14 protein-coding genes are annotated in these 18,820 nt (G+C 31.7%); 7 read left to right on the top strand and 7 right to left on the bottom strand.

Annotation, left to right across the window (positions count from 1 at the left end; genetic code table 11):
* The first annotated feature begins 1 nt into the window (after position 1).
* Positions 2-1,246, top strand: a complete 1,245-nt coding sequence (locus tag Q0975_RS17220) for a DUF4249 domain-containing protein (protein WP_299438901.1) — start codon at positions 2-4, stop codon at positions 1,244-1,246.
* Positions 1,247-1,298: 52 nt separating this feature from the next.
* On the top strand, positions 1,299-3,074 hold the full coding sequence (locus Q0975_RS17215) for a hypothetical protein (protein ID WP_299438899.1): 1,776 nt from the start codon (positions 1,299-1,301) through the stop codon (positions 3,072-3,074).
* A 50-nt stretch (positions 3,075-3,124) separates the two neighbouring features.
* On the opposite strand, the gene Q0975_RS17210 is transcribed toward Q0975_RS17215, so the two are convergent.
* Complete coding sequence (locus Q0975_RS17210) at positions 3,125-4,942, bottom strand: T9SS type A sorting domain-containing protein (protein ID WP_299438897.1); 1,818 nt, start codon at positions 4,940-4,942, stop codon at positions 3,125-3,127.
* A gap of 261 nt (positions 4,943-5,203) precedes the next feature.
* Here Q0975_RS17210 and Q0975_RS17205 point away from each other — a divergent pair, with 261 nt between their 5' ends.
* The 5 genes from Q0975_RS17205 to Q0975_RS17185 are packed head-to-tail and all read left to right on the top strand — an operon-like array spanning position 5,204 to position 13,104.
* Positions 5,204-5,962, top strand: coding sequence for a hypothetical protein (locus Q0975_RS17205; RefSeq protein ID WP_299438895.1), 759 nt, complete (start codon positions 5,204-5,206; stop codon positions 5,960-5,962).
* Positions 5,963-5,966: 4 nt separating this feature from the next.
* A complete protein-coding gene (locus Q0975_RS17200) occupies positions 5,967-8,735 on the top strand; it encodes a carboxypeptidase-like regulatory domain-containing protein (RefSeq protein WP_299438893.1) in 2,769 nt (922 codons plus the stop codon).
* Positions 8,736-8,756: 21 nt separating this feature from the next.
* Positions 8,757-9,968 (top strand): DUF4249 domain-containing protein, encoded by a 1,212-nt coding sequence (locus tag Q0975_RS17195; RefSeq protein ID WP_299438891.1) that lies wholly within the window; start codon positions 8,757-8,759, stop codon positions 9,966-9,968.
* A gap of 57 nt (positions 9,969-10,025) precedes the next feature.
* Positions 10,026-11,264: a DUF4249 domain-containing protein gene (locus Q0975_RS17190; protein WP_299438890.1), complete on the top strand. Its 1,239-nt coding sequence runs from the start codon at positions 10,026-10,028 to the stop codon at positions 11,262-11,264.
* Between the two features lie 58 nt (positions 11,265-11,322).
* Entirely contained in the window at positions 11,323-13,104 is a 1,782-nt protein-coding gene (locus Q0975_RS17185) for a hypothetical protein (protein ID WP_299438888.1), read from the top strand.
* Positions 13,105-13,418: 314 nt separating this feature from the next.
* Here the strand turns inward: Q0975_RS17185 and Q0975_RS17180 are convergent, their stop codons facing one another.
* The 6 genes from Q0975_RS17180 to Q0975_RS17155 all read right to left on the bottom strand — a co-directional run bounded on the left by Q0975_RS17180 (position 13,419) and on the right by Q0975_RS17155 (position 18,809).
* A complete protein-coding gene (locus Q0975_RS17180) occupies positions 13,419-14,507 on the bottom strand; it encodes a serine hydrolase domain-containing protein (protein WP_299438886.1) in 1,089 nt (362 codons plus the stop codon).
* 72 nt (positions 14,508-14,579) lie between these two features.
* Positions 14,580-15,362 (bottom strand): LytTR family DNA-binding domain-containing protein, encoded by a 783-nt coding sequence (locus tag Q0975_RS17175; RefSeq protein WP_299438884.1) that lies wholly within the window; start codon positions 15,360-15,362, stop codon positions 14,580-14,582.
* 104 nt (positions 15,363-15,466) lie between these two features.
* Entirely contained in the window at positions 15,467-15,955 is a 489-nt protein-coding gene (locus Q0975_RS17170; protein ID WP_299438882.1) for a hypothetical protein, read from the bottom strand.
* Positions 15,956-16,024: 69 nt separating this feature from the next.
* The gene (locus tag Q0975_RS17165) at positions 16,025-16,450 is read right to left on the bottom strand and encodes an Imm7 family immunity protein (protein ID WP_299438880.1); all 426 of its coding nucleotides are present in this window, start codon (positions 16,448-16,450) and stop codon (positions 16,025-16,027) included.
* A gap of 21 nt (positions 16,451-16,471) precedes the next feature.
* On the bottom strand, positions 16,472-16,858 hold the full coding sequence (locus tag Q0975_RS17160) for a VOC family protein (RefSeq protein ID WP_299438878.1): 387 nt from the start codon (positions 16,856-16,858) through the stop codon (positions 16,472-16,474).
* Between the two features lie 223 nt (positions 16,859-17,081).
* Positions 17,082-18,809 (bottom strand): amidohydrolase family protein, encoded by a 1,728-nt coding sequence (locus Q0975_RS17155; protein WP_299438876.1) that lies wholly within the window; start codon positions 18,807-18,809, stop codon positions 17,082-17,084.
* Positions 18,810-18,820: the final 11 nt, after the last annotated feature.

Genomic DNA, 18,820 nt, shown 5'->3' with positions numbered 1-18,820 from the left:
GATGATGAAACTCTTTGAAAAATTAACGATGATTAGGATCACAATGAGAATAGTTTTTCTATTCCTTTCTTGTATGTTACTATCTCATTGCGTAGAACCTTTCGAATTTGAGACCGAAGATTTTGAGAGTATTCTAGTTATTAATGCTACTATAACAGATGAATTAAAAAATCAGGAACTTACGTTATCAAGAACATTTAGATTTGAAGAAGAAGGACCACTTGCGGAGCAGAATGCAGAAGTCATGATAATGGATAATGTTGGAAATGAATATCGTTTTGATGAAACTTCTCCTGGAATATATACTTCTATACAAGAATTTAGTGCAGAAGCAGAAAAAGAATATAGATTATCAATTAAAACAGAAGTTGGGAATTCATACCAATCAGATGTTGCTACACTACCGCAAGAATCGTCTATTGACGATCTATATCCAAAACGTATGTTTAACGATAATGATATTGAAGGTGTAGGTATATTAATTGATAGTTTCGACCCAACTGGTAATTCAGTGTACTATCGATATGAGTATGAAGAGACGTATAGAATTATAGCTTCGTTATGGGTACCTAGAGATTTGGTAGATGTTTTGATTAGCAGTGAAACTTTTATGCTTGAAACTACAATATATACTCCCAGACCAATAGAAGAGAGAGTGTGTTATAATACCAGGATATCAAATGAGATTATTATTACCGATACTACTACGCTTACAGAAGACCGAGTTACAGGATTTCCTGTGAAGTTTATAAATGCAGAAGATATAAGTGTAGCGGATCGTTACAGTATTTTAGTTAGACAGTATGTACAATCCAGAGAGGCAAATAAATTTTATGAAACATTAAGCAAATTCTCTCAGTCAGAAAGCTTATTCTCCCAAATTCAACCTGGGTTTATAACAGGAAATATCATCTCAGAAAGTAATGCCGATGAGAATGTGTTAGGTTTTTTTGATGTTTCTTCTGTATCATCAAAACGTATATTTTTTAATAGAAGTGGCTTTATATCAGATTTACCTCAATTTTCTCCAGGTTGTGATAAAATAATACCAACAATCAGAGAGGAAGAAACTATTGAAAATTATAATATACGATTACTGGGTTTTATACAGACGGAAGGATTTAAATTTCTTGAAGAATTTCCTAATTCCAACCCGCAGGAAGGATTCTTTGCCTTTGTACGGCGTGGATGTGGAGACTGCACTGAATTTGGTCAAAGTGTAGTTCCGGATTTTTGGGTAGATTAAAGTATAGTAATGTTATAAATAAGCGATAAATGTTTAATACAAAATTATTTCTGTGTACATAAGATTTCTTCTATATGGTATGTTTTTTTTCTTGTCTAGTCTTCAGGCACAACGTCAATCTATTTTAAAAACAGTGGAAGAATTGGCAGGGTATTATAATCAAGTACCTCAGGAAAAGGTTTTTATACATTATAATACTACAGTGTTATTTGCTGGAGAGTATTTGTACTATAGTTTATATTGTTTGAATGTTCATAATAACCATTTAAGCGATATTAGTAAAGTTGCATATGTAGAACTTATAGATGAAAACAATAAAGCTGTTTTTAAGCATAAAGTCAAACTGGAAAATGGCTTAGGTCAAGGAGATTTTTTTCTTCCGGTATCTGTTCCTTCAGGAAACTATAAATTGATTGGATATACACAGTGGATGCTAAATGCTAAAAACAACCCTTTGTTTCAGGGTGATGTAAGTATATTAAATCCATATCAAGGAAATCAAAAAGCCATACTTGTTGAAAACAGATCAGGCGATTCTATTTTGACTTCAATAGGATCAAAACGGATTGAAAGAAAAATTAACAAAGAGTTTAAAGTTGATGTGGATAAGCAAGTTTTTGATAAAAGAAGTTTAGTCGTATTGACAATAAGTAAAGCACTTTCTGGAGCGAAAAAAGGTAGTTATTCTGTATCCGTTCGAAAAAAGAATCGTTTTGTTTCTGCAAAGCCGCTTTCATCGATGGATTTTTCTGTACTATATACTAAACCTTTCGAAAATCAAGCAAAATCAGTAGGATCTTCCATCTTTTTACCTGAAATGCGAGGAGAATTAATTTATGGTAAAATCGTGCCTCAAGAATCTGCTTTGCCAATTTTAGGCATTGATATAGCATTGTCGGTTCCAGGTAAAACGGGTGATGTGAAAATTGTATCTACTAATAAAAAAGGAGTCTTTACCTTTAATTTAGATAAAAATTATGAGGGAAATGAATTTGTAATTCAGGTACTGGGAGAAAATAAGAATGATTATAAAATTGAACTTAATGAAATCCCTGAAATTAGTTATCCTAGTTTTGATTTTTATAAATTTCGAATTACAAAGGAACTCGAAGATGATATTATCCAACAAAGTATTTATAATCAGATTGAAAATAGCTTCTTTAATATAAAACCTGATACGATACAGAAAAATAAAAGTCATGTTCCCTTTTACGGTAGTCCTGATGAAATATATAACCTAGATGAATATACTAGATTTCCTTCTGTAAAGGAGACTATTATAGAAGTTGTAAATAATGTATGGGCTACAACAAATGAAAAAGGAGAAAAAGTGTTTGCGATTAGAGGGAATCACCCAACCCAAGAAGATTATAATTTTACTCCTCTTGTTATTATAGACGGTATTGTAGAACAAGATCATGAGCATATTTTAGAGTATGATGCAAGAAAAATTAAGCGTATTAGTTTTGTAAGAGATCGATATTTTTTGGGAACTAAAATTTTTGAAGGAATATTAATTTTGGAAACTTTAAAAGGGAATTATGCCGAAGGTTTACATAAAAATTATCTATTGCAAAGTACGTTATCAAGACCTCAAGTAACTAAAAAATATTTCACACAACGATATGCTCCTGATGATACGACGTATACTCACATTCCGGATTATAGAAATCAATTATTGTGGAAACCAAATATCACCACAAAAGGTGATAAAACTATTCTGAAGTTTTTTACTTCGGATGTTATCGGTGATTTTGAAGTATGTATTGAAGGGTTTACGGATGATGGTAAACCCATATCCATTATAGAGTATATAAAAGTAGAGTAACTATTTGATTATTATATTTTTGAGATTAGATGATATTATGGGCAATTGGTTTAATCCATCTTAACAAACTTGTAAGACCAAGTGCTGTTGCTATCTTTTAATGATAATATATAAATCCCTGCACTTAGGTCAGATACCATAATCTTTTTTGAAGCCGTTCCCTGACTTAATATCTTACCAGAAAGATCATAAATGGTATAGGTGTAATCTCCATTTGAAGTGGAGAAATTGATCACTTCTCTTACAGGATTTGGATACGTCATTGGTGCAGGTTTTTCCACGATATCATCAACCCCTAAAGTATTACTATACTCTGAAGCTCCTATATCAATTGAATTTACAAATCGATTATTTCCATTATAATCAGTAGTCCCATGTGCAGGGATTGTTCCGTTAGAAGGAAAGTTTGTATCCCAAAAAGAATCTGTCCATGTCGTGATATTATTTTGAATTGTACCGGCATTAATAGCTGCGGTAGAAGATGATTGTATGTCTAAGTTACCCGTATTTGGATCTTGAAAATTAGGGTTTTGTGTGATAGCCGTACCAGGAACAGATCCAGAAACCGAAGTTCCCCACCAGAGATTAGTTCCCCAGATATTGTTAGTGTTGGAACTTGGATTAAAATCTTCGTGACATTCAGAGGTAGAGGCTTCTCCAAAGAAAATATTATTAGCGACACGACTATTTTTTACACGACTTTGGAATACCACTTCGCTTCCCCATCCTTTATTTTTATAGAAAGAATTGTTATAAATGTATATCCTAATGGCATCGCCGCCACCGCCATCTGGATCATCTTCCGTTTCAGAATATCCACCAGCAATTACTCCATTTTCTTTATTATTGTAAGCATAATTATTGATCATTAAGATATCAGATGTTTCCCTAAATTGGTTTTCACTACCAAATTCGAATCCCAGATCATTTTCTGCAGATAGGTTACTGTCAAAAAGGATGTTACGGCCACCATCTACATAGAAACCACCGGCATTTCCTTCATTATTATTTATTTCTGATTGATACCATGGATTTGCAGGAACTCCTAAAGAAGGATTTCCAAAAATCGTATTTCTGATAGATCTATTACCACTTACAATACCATTTCTGGCTTGGTTGTCATTACCACAAGCCGAACAAACATCATCTTCGAAACCGATAAAATCAAATCCAATGTTATTATTATCATGAACGTAATTATCAATTACTTTGAAACCATTAATGTTTCCGTTTAACGTAAATGATTCACTTGATGAGGTAACACATTGGTAAACTTCATTACCGATTAATTCTATATTCTGAATTCCTCCAGTAGTATCTCCATAAATAGCAACTCCATTTGCTCCAGGACCACAACCACTATTTTGAGTACAAGAAGAAAAATTCTTGATGTCATGGATTTTGTTATTTCGTATTATCAAATTACTACAAGTGCCTTCTACCAAAATTCCGATAGGAGTACTATTATCATTGTTTACTGGATTTTGTGTTTGATAGTTTTGTAATTCGAAACCATCTATGATGAGATGACTTGCTCCAGAAATGGTTATCAATCCTTTTCTTCCTGTTGGTGTAATAGAATTTCCGTCTACAATTACATTTCCAACGGCCTGCAAAGTAATAGGGTCTGCAGCTGTTCCTGAGTCTTCATTACCATTAAATGTTACAATCTCTGTATAAGTGCCTGCTACTACATTTAGGATATCACCTGCATTTGATTGATCTACACCATATTGTATCGTTTTCCAGGGAGATCCTTGCGATCCGTCACCATTATTATCGCCTGATGTATCAGATACATAATAGATGTTCTGAGCGTTTATAGAAATAAAAGTAAGTGATAGTAGGAGAGTACATAGGTTCTTCATAATGATTTGGGCATGTGAGTTATACTCATAACGTTAAAAAAAGAAGAAAAAGTATATGGCTTGGTGTTTTTGGTTTACCAATATTTTTTTAAGAAAGTGACTGCTGAGAATCTATCGTTTTCTGTCTAACACTTAACCGTGCGGTCAGGTGTTATGATTAAAGGTTTGTTTCTTTTACTAAAATTTAAATTTTGAAACAATCAAAATATTATGCTACTTTAGTGGGAATATTTACGGGGTTAAAATTTAATTATTCTAAAGTTGGGGCATAACACAAAATTTAAATTTATAGTGTTTTTCTTTTTACCTGCTGTTTTCTTTGCACAGGTTACAGATGAAGAGCGTGATTATTATAATTGGTTTGATCAAACTATCGGTCAAGATCATATAGGATTGTATAATGGCAAACAATATATCGATACCGATAAAAATGTATTATACGACAATGAAAAACACGCTTATTTTAAATCAAATGAATTCTTAAAAGGTAATTTGACTTATGATAATCAGGCTTATTACAATTCTTATATGCAATATAATCTGGAGACAGATGATTTGGTAATAAGTTTAAAATCCGAAAGAGCAGTTTCTGTATTTAAGTTGATAAGAGATAAAGTCGATAAATTCGATATCGATGGGCATACATTTATTAAAATCATAGGTTTTTCAGAAAACTCAGAAGTCATTAACGGTTTTCAGGAAGTTCTGTTAGAAAATGCATCTTTTACCTTGTTAAAGCGACATAAAAAAAATCGTCAAAAAAAGATCAAACAATTAGGAAGACGACGTCATTTGTATTATTTATTCTTGAGTTCCAATAATTATGGTATTCTAATGGGAAGGGAGTATAAAAAAATAAATTCAAAATCAGACATCATAAAATTATTTCCTAACCTAAAAAAAGAAATAAATAGTTACTATCATGAGAATTGGAGATTAAGAAAATCTCAACCTGATAGGTTTATCAAGATGCTGTTTAGTAAAGTTATTGTTTCATCGTTGTCGCAAAAGGAATCCTGAAAATATGAATAGATTTTTATTAGTATCCTTTCTAGTTTTTGCTAATTTAGGTTGGGGTCAGAAAAAAAGTACTTTGATAAATTTATCGTACGAAAAATCAGATATAGCTTCAGTTTTAGGACTCATAGAAAAACAATCGAGGCATCGTTTTTACTACGTTGATTCTTGGTTAGACAAGTATGATGACATATCCGGAGAATATGTAGATACTGATCTAAAAAAAGTGCTAGAAGATATTTTTGATACTACTAGTATTAACTTTTATTTTTTAGATGAGAGCAAAATAATTTTAACACAGCATGATGGCATATATGATTATCTGCCTGATTATTATTTTGGACAACAACAAGACACCATAGTTACTATTGTAAAAAGAAAGGTGAATAAAGTGTCTCCTGTATTTGCGCAAACAAAAAAAGCCTCTAAGAGCAATAAAATAGAGACCATTAAAATAGGTAAAGTAACAAAAAACAGTATAAAGGACACCTATGTTTTATCTGGCAAAGTAGTAGATGCGCAAGACTCTAAGCCTCTTGTTAATGCATTGATATTAATTAACGGAAATGATAAAAACATAAAAACGAATGCAGAAGGATCCTATGCTGTAACATTATCCTCAGGTACCTATATACTGGAGATAAATGCATTGGGTATGGAGGATTTTAAAAAACGAATCGTCCTATATAATGACGGAGTTTTAAACGCTTCTCTGAGAGAAAAAATAGAACAATTAGATGAGGTGTTTATACGGAAGAAAGAAACTGCAAATGTTGAAGAAGTAATTACGAAAACAGTAATTGATGTAAAAGAATCCAAAAACATTCCTTTGGCATTAGGAGAGCGAGATATACTAAAAGTTGCATCGTCTTTACCAGGTATTACAACATCTGGTGAGGGAGCTATTGGCTACAATGTAAGAGGAGGGAAATCCGATCAAAATCTTATATTACTTGATAATGCAGTGATATATAGTCCACAACACTTTTTTGGGATTTTTTCTGCACTGAACCCTTTTGTGCTGAAAGATGCTAATATTTATAAAAATAGTATACCAGCAGAATATGGAGGCAGATTATCTTCGGTTTTTGATTTAACGACAAAAGATGCCAGTATTGATAAATTTAAAGGAGAAGCCTCTATTGGCCCCATTACAGGAAACATATTATTAGAAACACCCATTATTAAAGAAAAATCAGGATTGCTTGTTGGAGGTAGAGGAGCATATGCCAATTGGATCTTAAGATCTTTGGATGATGAGTCATTAAAAAAGAGTGAAGCTTCATTTTATGATGTGGTGGCAAAATATAATCATCAGATTAGTCCAAAATCTAAAATTCAAGCGACAGCTTATTTAAGTCGAGATGATTTTAGTATCACCTCGGATTCTCTCTACATATATAATAATCGAGCGTTTTCTTTGAAATGGGATTATAAAATTAATGAAAAGAATAGAGGAGAACTGTTATTGTCTAACAGTCAATATAAGTTTGATATTGAATTTGATGGTCAATCAAACGATGATTTTAAGTTGGGATACAGTATTGATGAAACACATTTAAAATTCCTTCTTAATTACGTGTACAGTGACAAAATCAAATTTGACTATGGTATATCCAGTAAGTTATATGGGATAAATCCTGGAAAAATAGAAGCTTTAAACGAAGAGTCTTCGGTAGCTTTTTTAGATATAGATAGGGAAAAAGCATTAGAATCGGCAGCTTTTTTAACGGCTAAAGTGGACGTGACAAAAGAAATTAGTGTAGATGCCGGGTTACGATATTCTGTTTATAATGCATTAGGTAAAGGAACTCAAAACATTTATTCGCAAGGGGTTCCGAGAACTGAAGAGACAGTACAAGAAGTTAGATCATATGATAACAATGAAATAATTGAAACCTATAATGGGCCGGAATTTAGAATATCAGGACGTTACTTGTTTGCAAATGATTTGTCTATTAAAGCATCCTACAATAAGACATTTCAGTATATTCATTCTTTATCAAATAATACGACTGCTTCTCCTATAGATACCTGGAAACTTTCTGATATTAATATCAAACCACAAAGCTCACAACAATACGCTTTAGGAGTATACAAAAACCTGAAGGATAATATGTATGAACTTAGCCTGGAAGGATTTTATAAGCGTTCAAAAAACATTGTTGATTTTAAAACAGGAGCGGATATATTGCTTAATGAAAATATTGAGAATCAGGTATTGCAAGGTAATGGAAAAGCCTATGGTGTTGAACTTTTGGTTAAAAAACAAAAAGGAAAAATATATGGATGGTTAGGATATACGTATTCAAGATCCTTTAATCAATTTGATAGCAACTTTAATGAGGAGCGAATTAACAATGGGAACTTTTTCCCTTCTAACTATGATAAACCTCATGATTTTAGTCTAGTACTTAATTATAAGTTTACAAAGCGTTTTAGTTTAGCTACTAATTTTGTATATCAGACAGGTAGACCTATTACATATCCCGTAGGACAATTCGTGTTTAATGACTCCGAATTTACTGTTTTTAGTGAACGGAATGAGTTTAGAATACCAGATTATTATCGATTAGACCTTGGCTTTAATATTGAAGGAAATCATAAAAAGAAGAAGTTATTTCATAGCTTTTGGACTATATCAGTTTATAATGTTTTAGGAAGAAATAATCCATTTTCGGTATTTTTTGTTTCTGAAGAAGGAGAAGTAAAAGGTCTTCAAACTTCTATTTTTTCTATACCTGTTCCTTCTATTACTTATAATTTTAAATTTTAAAACAATGAACTCTCTGGAAATATGAATAGCTATACGAGACATATCGGAATTTTATTTCTCCTAATAAGTTTTGTCTTATTATTTGGCTGTACAGAATCTTTTGAAATTGAAAATGATCGAATTGAAAATTTTTTGGTCATTAATGCTACCGTAACAGATAAGGTAAGCAATCAAAGAATTGTTTTATCAAGAACCTTTGGGTTTGAAGAAAGTGAACCTATTCCTGAAGAGGGCGCTTCTATAGTAATAATAGAAAACAATGTAACGGAATATCAATTTAACGAGAACTCTCCAGGAGAGTATTATTCAGTACAGGAATTTGGTGTAACTGCAGGTAATGAGTATAAACTAATTGTTAGAACGGCAAACGGAAGATCTTATAGTTCCCAAAAAGTAATTGCACCACAACCAACCTCTATAGAAAGAGTGTATGTTAAAAGGATGATTAATGATCAAGGCACAGAAGGAGTTGGTGTTTTTTTAGATACTTTTGATCTAACAGGAAACTCACTTTATTATAGATATGAGTTTGAAGAAACATATAGAATAGTAGCGCCATTATGGATTTCTTTTGATATAGTTTCTCAATTACAAGCGGCGGATGTTGTTTTTAGTCTTGTAGAAAGACCTCAAGGTCAGCGAGTATGTTATAAAACCGAACTTTCTAAAAATATCAATGTAGTAAATACCAGTGGTTTTACAGAAGATCGAATACAAGATTTAATGATTAATTTCATCCCTGCGGATGATATAAGAGTTGCGGATAGATATAGCATATTAGTGAAGCAATATGTTCAAACGAAAGAAGCTCAGGCTTTTTATAAGGTGCTAAGTGATTTTTCAGGATCCGAAACCGTTTTTTCTCAGATCCAACCAGGATTTATTAGGGGTAATATTGTTTCGGAAACTGATGGTGATGAAAATGTAGTAGGCTTTTTTGATGTTTCTTCTTTAACAGAACAACGTGTTTTTTTTAACAGAGGGGAGTTAATAGGAGATTTACCAGTATATATGTTGGAATGTCAAGAGTTTGTACCAGAACCTTCTATGAACGAATCAGTATTTGAATATGAGAAAAGATTACATTTTACAATAGCAGGAAGTAGGTATAAACTAGCATCATCTAATCTTAATGTTACTGCCAGTCCTCCTGCTATTCGTCTAATACCTAGAGCCTGTGGAGATTGTACAGCAATTGGTAATAGCGAAGTCCCGGGTTTTTGGGTTGATTAAAGAGTTGTTTGTCAAGTATCAGTATTTATATAGTTAATATGTGTCGTATATAAAATTATGAATATTAATTTAAGAAATTATAATAGTCCGTTGAAGGCTTTGTTTTTTATGATAGGTTTTATTACCCTATTTGGCTGTACAGAACCTTTTGACATTGAAAATGATCGAATTGAAGATTTCTTGGTCATTAATGCTACTGTAACCGATCAGGTAAGCAATCAAAGAATTGTTTTATCAAGAACCTTTGGGTTTGAAGAAAGTGAGCCTATTCCTGAAGAGGGTGCCTCTATAGTAATAATAGAAAACAATCTAACTGAATATCCATTTAATGAAAACTCTCCAGGTGAGTATTATTCAGTTCAGGAATTTGGTGTAACTGCAGGTAATGAGTATAAACTAACTGTTAGAACAGCAAACGGAAGATCTTATAGTTCCCAAAAAGTAATTGCACCACAACCAACTTCTATTGATAGAGTATACGCTAAGAGAATGGTTAATGATCAAGGTACTGATGGGATAGGTGTTTTTTTAGATACTTTTGATCCAACAGGTAATTCACTTTATTATAGATATGGGTTTGAAGAAACATCAAAGTTTACTGCACCTAATTGGATTTCAACCGATATAACTAGTAGTGCGCAAGGAAGTGATGTTACTTTTGCTTATGTAGAACGACCAGAATCTGAACGAGTATGTTATATATCAGGACGTTCTAATTCAATTAATATAGCTAATACAAGCAGTTTAACTGAAGACCGTATACAAGATTTATCTATTAATTTTATTCCGGTTGATGATATTAGAGTCTCTGAAAGATACAGTATACTAGTTAAACAATATGTGCAAACTAGAGAAGCGCAATCTTTTTATAGGGTGTTAAATGATTTTTCAGGATCTGAAAGCTTGTTTTCGCAGATCCAACCTGGGTTTATACGAGGTAATATTGTTTCTGAAACTGATACGGATGAAAATGTTTTGGGATATTTTGATGTATCCTCATTAGCAGAAGAGCGTATATTTTTTAATAGAAGTGAGTTTATAAGTGAGATACCATTCGTTTTGGATTGTGAACCATTTACACCTGAGCCAGACCTAGAGGTACCTAATGCTTATCAACGATTTTTGCAAAGTTTAATTGGTTTAATAAGAGGTAATACAGTACGTTTATTAAACCCTACACCATTGCCGCCGCCGCCGCCTCCAGAAGTATTTCCTGTTTTTACTTTCGTACCTAGAATATGCGGTGATTGTACGGCAGTTGGTAAGAGTGAAGTTCCGGAGTTTTGGATTGATTAAAAAAATAAGTTTATTGAATACTAGTTTTTCTGTAGTTAATATATGTAGCATAAAAATTATGAATGTAAGATTAAGGGTTTATATAATATTTCTTTTGAGTTTTTCCGTATATGGACAACAGATGTCGGTTTTAAAAGGAAATGACGAGGTGACTGGGTATTATCAAGTTCCTCAGGAAAAAATATTCGTGCATTATAATTCTTCATTGCTGTTTACAGGAGAGCACCTTTACTATAAGCTATATTGTTTTAATGATGAAAAAAATAACGTAACCAAGATTAGTAAAATTGCTTATGTAGCTTTGGTCAATGAACAAGGAACATCTGTTTTTGTTCATAAAATTAAACTGAATAAAGGAATAGGACAAGGCGATTTTTTTATACCTGTTTCTGTTCCAACTGGGAATTATAAAGTGATAGGATATACGCAATGGATGTTAAATGTAAAACATCATTTTTTTCAAGGCGACATTAGTATTTTAAATCCATATCAAGCAAATCAAAATAAAATTTCGCCAGATAAAAATAATGCTACGGCTATCACTGTAACTCCATCTAAAAATGAAAACGATTCAAAAATTAACGAAGGAGAGAAAATTTCAATAGCATTTGATCAGAAAACTTATAAAAAAAGAAGTTTAGTATCCTTTAAGATTGAAGACTTGTTTTTAGAAGAAAAGTCTGGTACTTATTCTATTTCAGTAAGAAAAAAAGATGTTTTTCCTAAAGCCGTTTTAAGTACAGCAAAGAGTTTTATTAGCACATATGATAAGAGTAAAGTAGAAAGACGAAAAGTGTCGATAGGATCTTCTGTTTTTTTACCAGAAATGAGGGGAGAATTGATCTATGGAAAGATAGTAAGTAATGATAGTTCATATCCAGTTTTTAATCGACATATTGGATTATCTGTGTCAGAAAATATTAATGGCGTAAATATTGTTTCAACTGACAATAAAGGAGAGTTTGTATTTAATTTATCAGAAAGAAAAAGTGAAAACAATACGTTACTTATTCAGGTTCTTGAAGAATATAGGGATAAGTTTACTATTAAGGTTAATGATATACCGAAGATAACCTATCCTGAATTAGATTTTTATCAATTTAAAATATCACCTGATCTAGAAGATGCAATTATACAGCGAAGTGTTTATAATCAGATAGAAAATAATTTTTATTCTGTAAAACCTGATAGTATCTTAACACCGGCTGCTAAAACTCCTTTCTATGGGAAAGAAATCCTTACTTATAATTTAGATGATTATACTCGATTCGAAACCATTAAGGAAACTGTCGTAGAGGTTATTGATGGAATGTGGACCATAAAAGATAAAAATGGAAATGAAGTTTTTGGTATAAGAGGACTTTACTCTGATCGACTGGAGGATTTAGGGTATCTACCATTATTGCTGGTTGATGGGATTATAGAACAAGATCACAGTAAGATGATCAATTCGGATGCCAGAGAAATAAAGAGTATAGGGTATATAAGGGATCGTTATTTTCTGGGGTCAAAAGTTTTCGAAGGTATTGTAGTGCTAGAAACGATTGATAAAGATTATGCTAACAAGCTTAATAGTAGTGATATTTTGTCCGTGAACTTATCGAATTTACAAGGTCGTAAAAAATATTTCAGACAAAAATATGGAGGTGCTATTTCTTATGATCGAATTCCTGATTACCGAAATCAACTACTATGGGAACCTAATCTGGAAATGAAAAATAAAAAAGCAATTATTGATTTCTACACCTCTGATATCCCAGGTGTTTATGAGATCTCTATAGAAGGCTTCAGTGATCAAGGTATCCCTGTTTCAGTTAAAGATAGTTTCATCGTTGAGTAATAAAGAACTATTTTAAAAAAGCGACTTTTCGGACTTCGGACTTCGAGAACCTCAGCCCTCGTATCGTGTGCTGAGCTTTCCGTAGTATATCCCTCATATACTAATTCTTCGGAAACTCACTTCTGACTCTATACCTCAAACCTCTGAATTTTTATAAAAATATCTTGCTAATCCCGTCAAAAGGGGACTTGATAGGCTCACTTTTTTATTTTTGAAACCTAATCTCTCATAAACTCACTTCTGATTCCTTGCCTCTGACTCCTGACTTCTTCATCTAATATTTTAATATGATTATTATATTGTTCTGGTTTAGATTATTCGTTTTTTGAATTCGCTAATGATAGGTTTAATAACGTATTAGCTATGGGATCAATACTTGATTGTGCTCTTGATGTATTAGCCAGTATTACACTAACTGCTTTTTTACTAGGGACTATAAAAAGAAACGAAGTATTTCCTGTTTGTCCTCCTGGATGTCCTATAATACTCCCTTCATTAGGTTTTGAACCATAAAGAAACCATCCAAATCCGTAGGCATTATTTTCTTTTTCTAAACTATGGTGCTGTCGCATAAGATTTAGCGTACTTTCTTTAACAAAAACGTTGTTTAATACGGCATTGCCGAACTTTAGCATATCTCCCAGCGTTGTATAAAAACCTCCAGCAGGAATTCTGTTACTTAAATTATTCTCTTTAGCGATTTTGGCTTTTCCTTTTCCATTGTTTCGAGAATATAACTCTGATTGGTTATTCATTTTAACACCAAATTTTTCAACACCTGTATTCGTCATTTCTGCCTTATTCCAAATGTTCTGTTGCATATACTCTTCAAAGGCCTTTCCAGAAACTTTTTCAATAACTGCACCTAGAAGCGTATAGCCATAAGTTGTATAGCTATATTGAGTACCTGGGTCAAATAATAAATCTCGGTCTTTAAATAAACTTAATGCATCATAAAGTGTCGGATAATTAACTGTCGTATTTGATTCACGTCCATCTTTATAACCGCTTATACCAGATGTATGTGATAGTAGATGTCTTACTGTAATTTGAGTTTTTGGATGTATTGGATAATCTGGAATATATGTTTGTATAGATGCATCTAAATCTATTAGATGTTGTTCCACCAATTGCATAGTAGCTAATGCAGTCATTGGTTTTGCAATAGAACCCATTCTCAATTTGGTGTCAAGTTCGAATTTCTTCTTTGTTTTTTTATTTGCATAACCTGCTGAAGATTGACCTATTATTTTGCCTTCAACGGAATATCCTGCTACAACACCGGCAACAGTTTTGTCTGAAATCACTTTTTCTAGTAATACACTTATTTCTTTATTCTTGTCTTGTGCGATACTTACAAAGGATACTAAAAAAGTAATTGCTAATATGATATATCTTTTCATCATGTATTTGTTTTAGGAAATTAGTAGTGATGTCAAAAATAGAAACGAAAAGTATAGAAAGTGCTTGTTTTACTATGATAGTGGCGAACTATTTGTTTTTAGGGGCGAATGATTCATAGCCAATATAGCTTTTTTGTAATTCTTAGAAACGGGCACTTCTATATGGGTTAATAAAAGTGTATTTGCATTCTTCCATTCTTTAAAGTGAATTGGATTAATTAGATGAGAACGATGTACTTTCATTAATTCGGGTAATTGAGATTCAATGTTTTTTAAAGTAGTTCGTAATAATTTCTTACTCAACACATCATTTACTAAATAAGTTACCGTCACATAATTATCCGCACTAGAAATACATATTAAATCCTCCTCTTTTATTTGCAATATATCTAATTTATTATCTCCAGTTAACACTAGTTTTTTTGAATTATGAGGTGCTATTTTTCTACTTATAAACCATCTAGCAAAGATAATTATGGGTAATAGTATAAAGAAAATAGGGTAGTATATTTCTAATGTGAATTTTATAAAGGAATAGTCACCATTAACGATACTAGATTTGTAATAAATATAGCTACCTATTAAAACAAGAATATTGAATAAAACAATAATGAGTATTTCGAAATATATCGATTGTTTTTGTATCTTTTTATAAGCCCAATTTTGAAAAGGAATTAATATAACATATCCTATAAACGAGATCAAACCATAAAAAGGCATTATTTCTAGCCTTGCTGCAATGGGTAGTTCTGCAATATCAAAAGGTGCAATTAGAATCAAAAATACCGAAAGCCAAATAGCAATGGCAAGAGCTACTAAAAAATGATAGTTATTTGATGATTTTAGTTTTATCAAAGGCATTGTATTTTGTGAATTCTACTCAAAATGAATGGTAGGTTCAATTTATAAAAAATTAGCGCCACGACAAAAAAGACAAACTTCTGGAATTTGGTATTAAATTACTGTGTTTGCGTATAACGCATTGTACGCTTACTTTTTCTTCTTTTTATTATTCTAATTAAGCTTGGGATAATTGAAATAATTGCACTTAATCCTATAATCAGTCCGTAATTTATTTCATTCCAATGTAATTTTCTAATTCCGTCCTCGCAACCAGTACATTCGACAACTTTAATAGTTGCATCAGTAGCTGAAATTCCAACTAATAATATTCCGAAAACCAGAATGCTTACAATCCCGTTTTTCAAAATCTGAGTAAGTTTTTGATTCAGATTTTCAAGAGTCACAATCAGAAAACCAATTCCAAATGTTAGGGAATAAAGTTTGTTTGAAAAAAGATAAAAGTTCTTTCCTGCAAATTTAATTTTGTCAGATGTTGACCATCTAAAAATGTCTTGAATTAAGCTACGAAAAAAAGATTCAGAATAATATGCAATTCCAATTCCAATTAAGAATACTAATATTCCCAAAAATATTTTTTTTATCAATTTGAGTTGTTTTTTATGCTTGCGTGCAACGTTCTGTATATGGAGCGTTTTAATACGTTATATAATCGTTTAATAATTTATTTGATGATACTTTTCGTTTATAATATTTTCTTCGCATTCTTCAAATTCATTCCCTATTAATCTCCAAACTTTGTAAGGTCTATCACTATTAAAACTAGGGTCTTCATCATTCATCTCATAAAGAATTCCGTGACTGCCGTCTGATATTTCACTTATCCAGTTGTAAAATTCTCTTAACGTTTTATTGAAATGGTTACGAGACAATTGAATAGATAAAAAACTATCCAAATTATTCATTTCTATAAATTCGAATTTTATGATTTCATTTGTGTCAACAATTTCTTGGAGCCTAGATTTTACTTTTGCATCTAACTCATCATCTAACTTATCATATTTTATTTCAGATTCCATATCCATAGAGTCCAAATGCTTTCGGTTCATTCCGATTTTAATCCATCCATAAGAGTTGAACATAGTTAAAAGTTTTCAATTAATTTATGAGATATCATCATTTACTTCAATCCAATATCCATTAGGGTCTTGAAAATAAACTTGTTTAATTCCATCTTTTCGTATGTAATCTTTGTTTGGCGTATCACGCCAATCAGAGTAATCAATTTTTAATTCTTTTAGATAGATTACAAATGAATTTAAGTCAGATGTTGTTAGCGCAAAATGAACAGCTTTATTTATTTTTATTTCAGAATTTGGACGAGGAATCAGATGAAGCTGTTTACCTTCACCTAAAGATAACCATCTAGTTTTGGAGTCAGAAGCAGTATTCTGAATTTCTTTAAGTTGAAACACCTTTTGATAAAACTCAATAGTTTTGTCAACATTTTTTACGGAAAGCGCTATGTGATTGAATAAGAAAGTACGCATGTATTAAAGTTTATTAAGCCCAAATATCTTAATTATTATAATTTTTTTAATTCAGATTTCTTTTGAGGTTAGTATCCGGGATTAACAAGTCGTAAATAAAAGTAAAACTAGTTGACACAGTCCCAATTCCACCATTGATAATCCGTTTTAAAGTTTTATTTTCTTTCTTTACTCTTCTCAAAGTATGGCTTTGCCAGATTTCTGAATAGCATATAATAGGGAATTATTGTAAAAAAGTAACTTTAGAGATTTTACCATCAGTTATTTCATAAATAGCAATTACACTAGAATACTTTTCACCAAAGCGCACATATTCGCGATCTACTACTTTATTACCGAGTACTATTCTATTCTTGATCTCACAATAAAGATTCGGTACCTTTTCGAACATATTGTGGAAACTTTTTCTCATTTCTTCTTTACCAGACATAGAAAGTTTTTCTGGAAAATTGTAAATCTTGATATCATCAGCATAGGTGTCCATAAAAGCATCAATATTTCTGGCATTGTATGCATTTACTTGTCGCTGTACAACCTGCTCAGGAGTCTCTTCGATAAGATTTTTCACCTTTAGTATTTTTCCGCTTTTGATCACTTCATCGATGGAATTTAGATTTTGAAGATCTTCAATAGGGTTACTAGTAAGAATAACAAGATCTGCTAATTTTCCTTCAGTAATAGAACCAATCTTTGTTTCTAAGCCAAATCCTTTAGCTGCATTAATTGTAGATGCTTTGATAACATCAATATTAGAGATATTTGATTTTTTCATAGCTTCAATTTCTTGTATATAAGAAGAAGCATGAATGGTTCCAATGTTTCCAGCATCTGTTCCTGTTGCTATATTGATTCCTTCTTTCGTAAGCTTTTCAAGATTTAACAACATAATACTATCACTTTTTGTATATCTTTTCTCTAGCCAATCGTGATTTTCTCTTAAGCGAACGATATTTTCTGGGAGCTCTTCATCAGTAAACTTATTCATATCCGTTAAGGTTCTGTAAACGGTAGGATGTCCAAAGGCAAGATCTTGTGGGTGGTTACTTGGATTGGCAAAAAATGCTTTTCCGTAATTACGAGAAACTATTAGTGTTGGAATATATGTAACATCATTCTTTTTTAATAATTCAATAAATTCTTGATCTACGGTTGTATCATCTACACTGTGAACAAGTATATCAGCACCTGCTTTTATAGCTAGTTTTGCAGTGTTAAGTTGCGTGGAATGTACCGATAATTTTAAGTTGTTTTTATGTGTCAATTTAGCAATATGCTCTACAATAGGAAAAGTTTTTTCAGCAGGAATTTCATTACTAGAAATGTACCAAATTTTAATGAAATCCGGTTTGTAAGCTAACATCTTATTAAATAGTTTAGTGGCTTCTTCCTTAGAAGTAATTTTTTCGATAGGAATATCCTCTAGTTTAGAAAATGCAGCTGGTTGGTATGGTGAGAATAAAGGTCCTGTAACATATACGTTAGGCGAAAGATTGCTTTTGGAAATACTATCTCTTACAGTAAAATTATAGAAAGGTCCACCTACATCCATTACAGAAGTAATTCCCAATCTTAAATACCTTTTGAAATTATCTGGAATGATATCTTTTGCAAATTGTATCTCATCTTCATAAGAAAAAATATGCGTCATATCAATAGCATCCGGTCTTGTATACAAACTTCCTGTTTGAAAAAAATGAATGTGCGTATCTATCATTCCTGGTATTACAAATTTGCCAGTTCCATCTATTATAGAGGGCGTTGCTCCTTCAATCTTTATTTGCTTGGAAGAAATTTTAGAGATTTTATCTCCTTCGATCAAAATATGTTGCTTTGTTTCTAATTTTCCTGTTTCTACATTAATTAGGTTGATGTTTTCTATTAAAACAGATTGAGAAAATATTAAAGTATTACTCAATACTAAAAAGCTTAATAAGATTAAAATATTCTTCATTTGGATGTTTT

Origin of the sequence: uncultured Aquimarina sp. (genome assembly GCF_947500065.1) — a bacterium.
In the GTDB taxonomy this organism is placed as follows: Bacteria; Bacteroidota; Bacteroidia; order Flavobacteriales; family Flavobacteriaceae; genus Aquimarina.
Note: the sequence above shows the minus strand (reverse complement) of the source record. Positions and strands in the feature narration are given on the sequence as shown.

Excerpts from the sequence above, each read along its gene's own strand:
- Q0975_RS17180 (WP_299438886.1), bottom strand. The coding sequence starts at position 14,507 with ATGAAAAGATATATCATATTAGCAATTACTTTTTTAGTATCCTTTGTA.
- Q0975_RS17210 (WP_299438897.1), bottom strand. The coding sequence starts at position 4,942 with ATGAAGAACCTATGTACTCTCCTACTATCACTTACTTTTATTTCTATA.
- Q0975_RS17155 (WP_299438876.1), bottom strand. The coding sequence starts at position 18,809 with ATGAAGAATATTTTAATCTTATTAAGCTTTTTAGTATTGAGTAATACT.
- Q0975_RS17160 (WP_299438878.1), bottom strand. The coding sequence starts at position 16,858 with ATGCGTACTTTCTTATTCAATCACATAGCGCTTTCCGTAAAAAATGTT.
- Q0975_RS17195 (WP_299438891.1), top strand. The coding sequence starts at position 8,757 with ATGAATAGCTATACGAGACATATCGGAATTTTATTTCTCCTAATAAGT.
- Q0975_RS17200 (WP_299438893.1), top strand. The coding sequence starts at position 5,967 with ATGAATAGATTTTTATTAGTATCCTTTCTAGTTTTTGCTAATTTAGGT.
- Q0975_RS17220 (WP_299438901.1), top strand. The coding sequence starts at position 2 with ATGATGAAACTCTTTGAAAAATTAACGATGATTAGGATCACAATGAGA.
- Q0975_RS17165 (WP_299438880.1), bottom strand. The coding sequence starts at position 16,450 with ATGTTCAACTCTTATGGATGGATTAAAATCGGAATGAACCGAAAGCAT.
- Q0975_RS17185 (WP_299438888.1), top strand. The coding sequence starts at position 11,323 with ATGAATGTAAGATTAAGGGTTTATATAATATTTCTTTTGAGTTTTTCC.
- Q0975_RS17190 (WP_299438890.1), top strand. The coding sequence starts at position 10,026 with ATGAATATTAATTTAAGAAATTATAATAGTCCGTTGAAGGCTTTGTTT.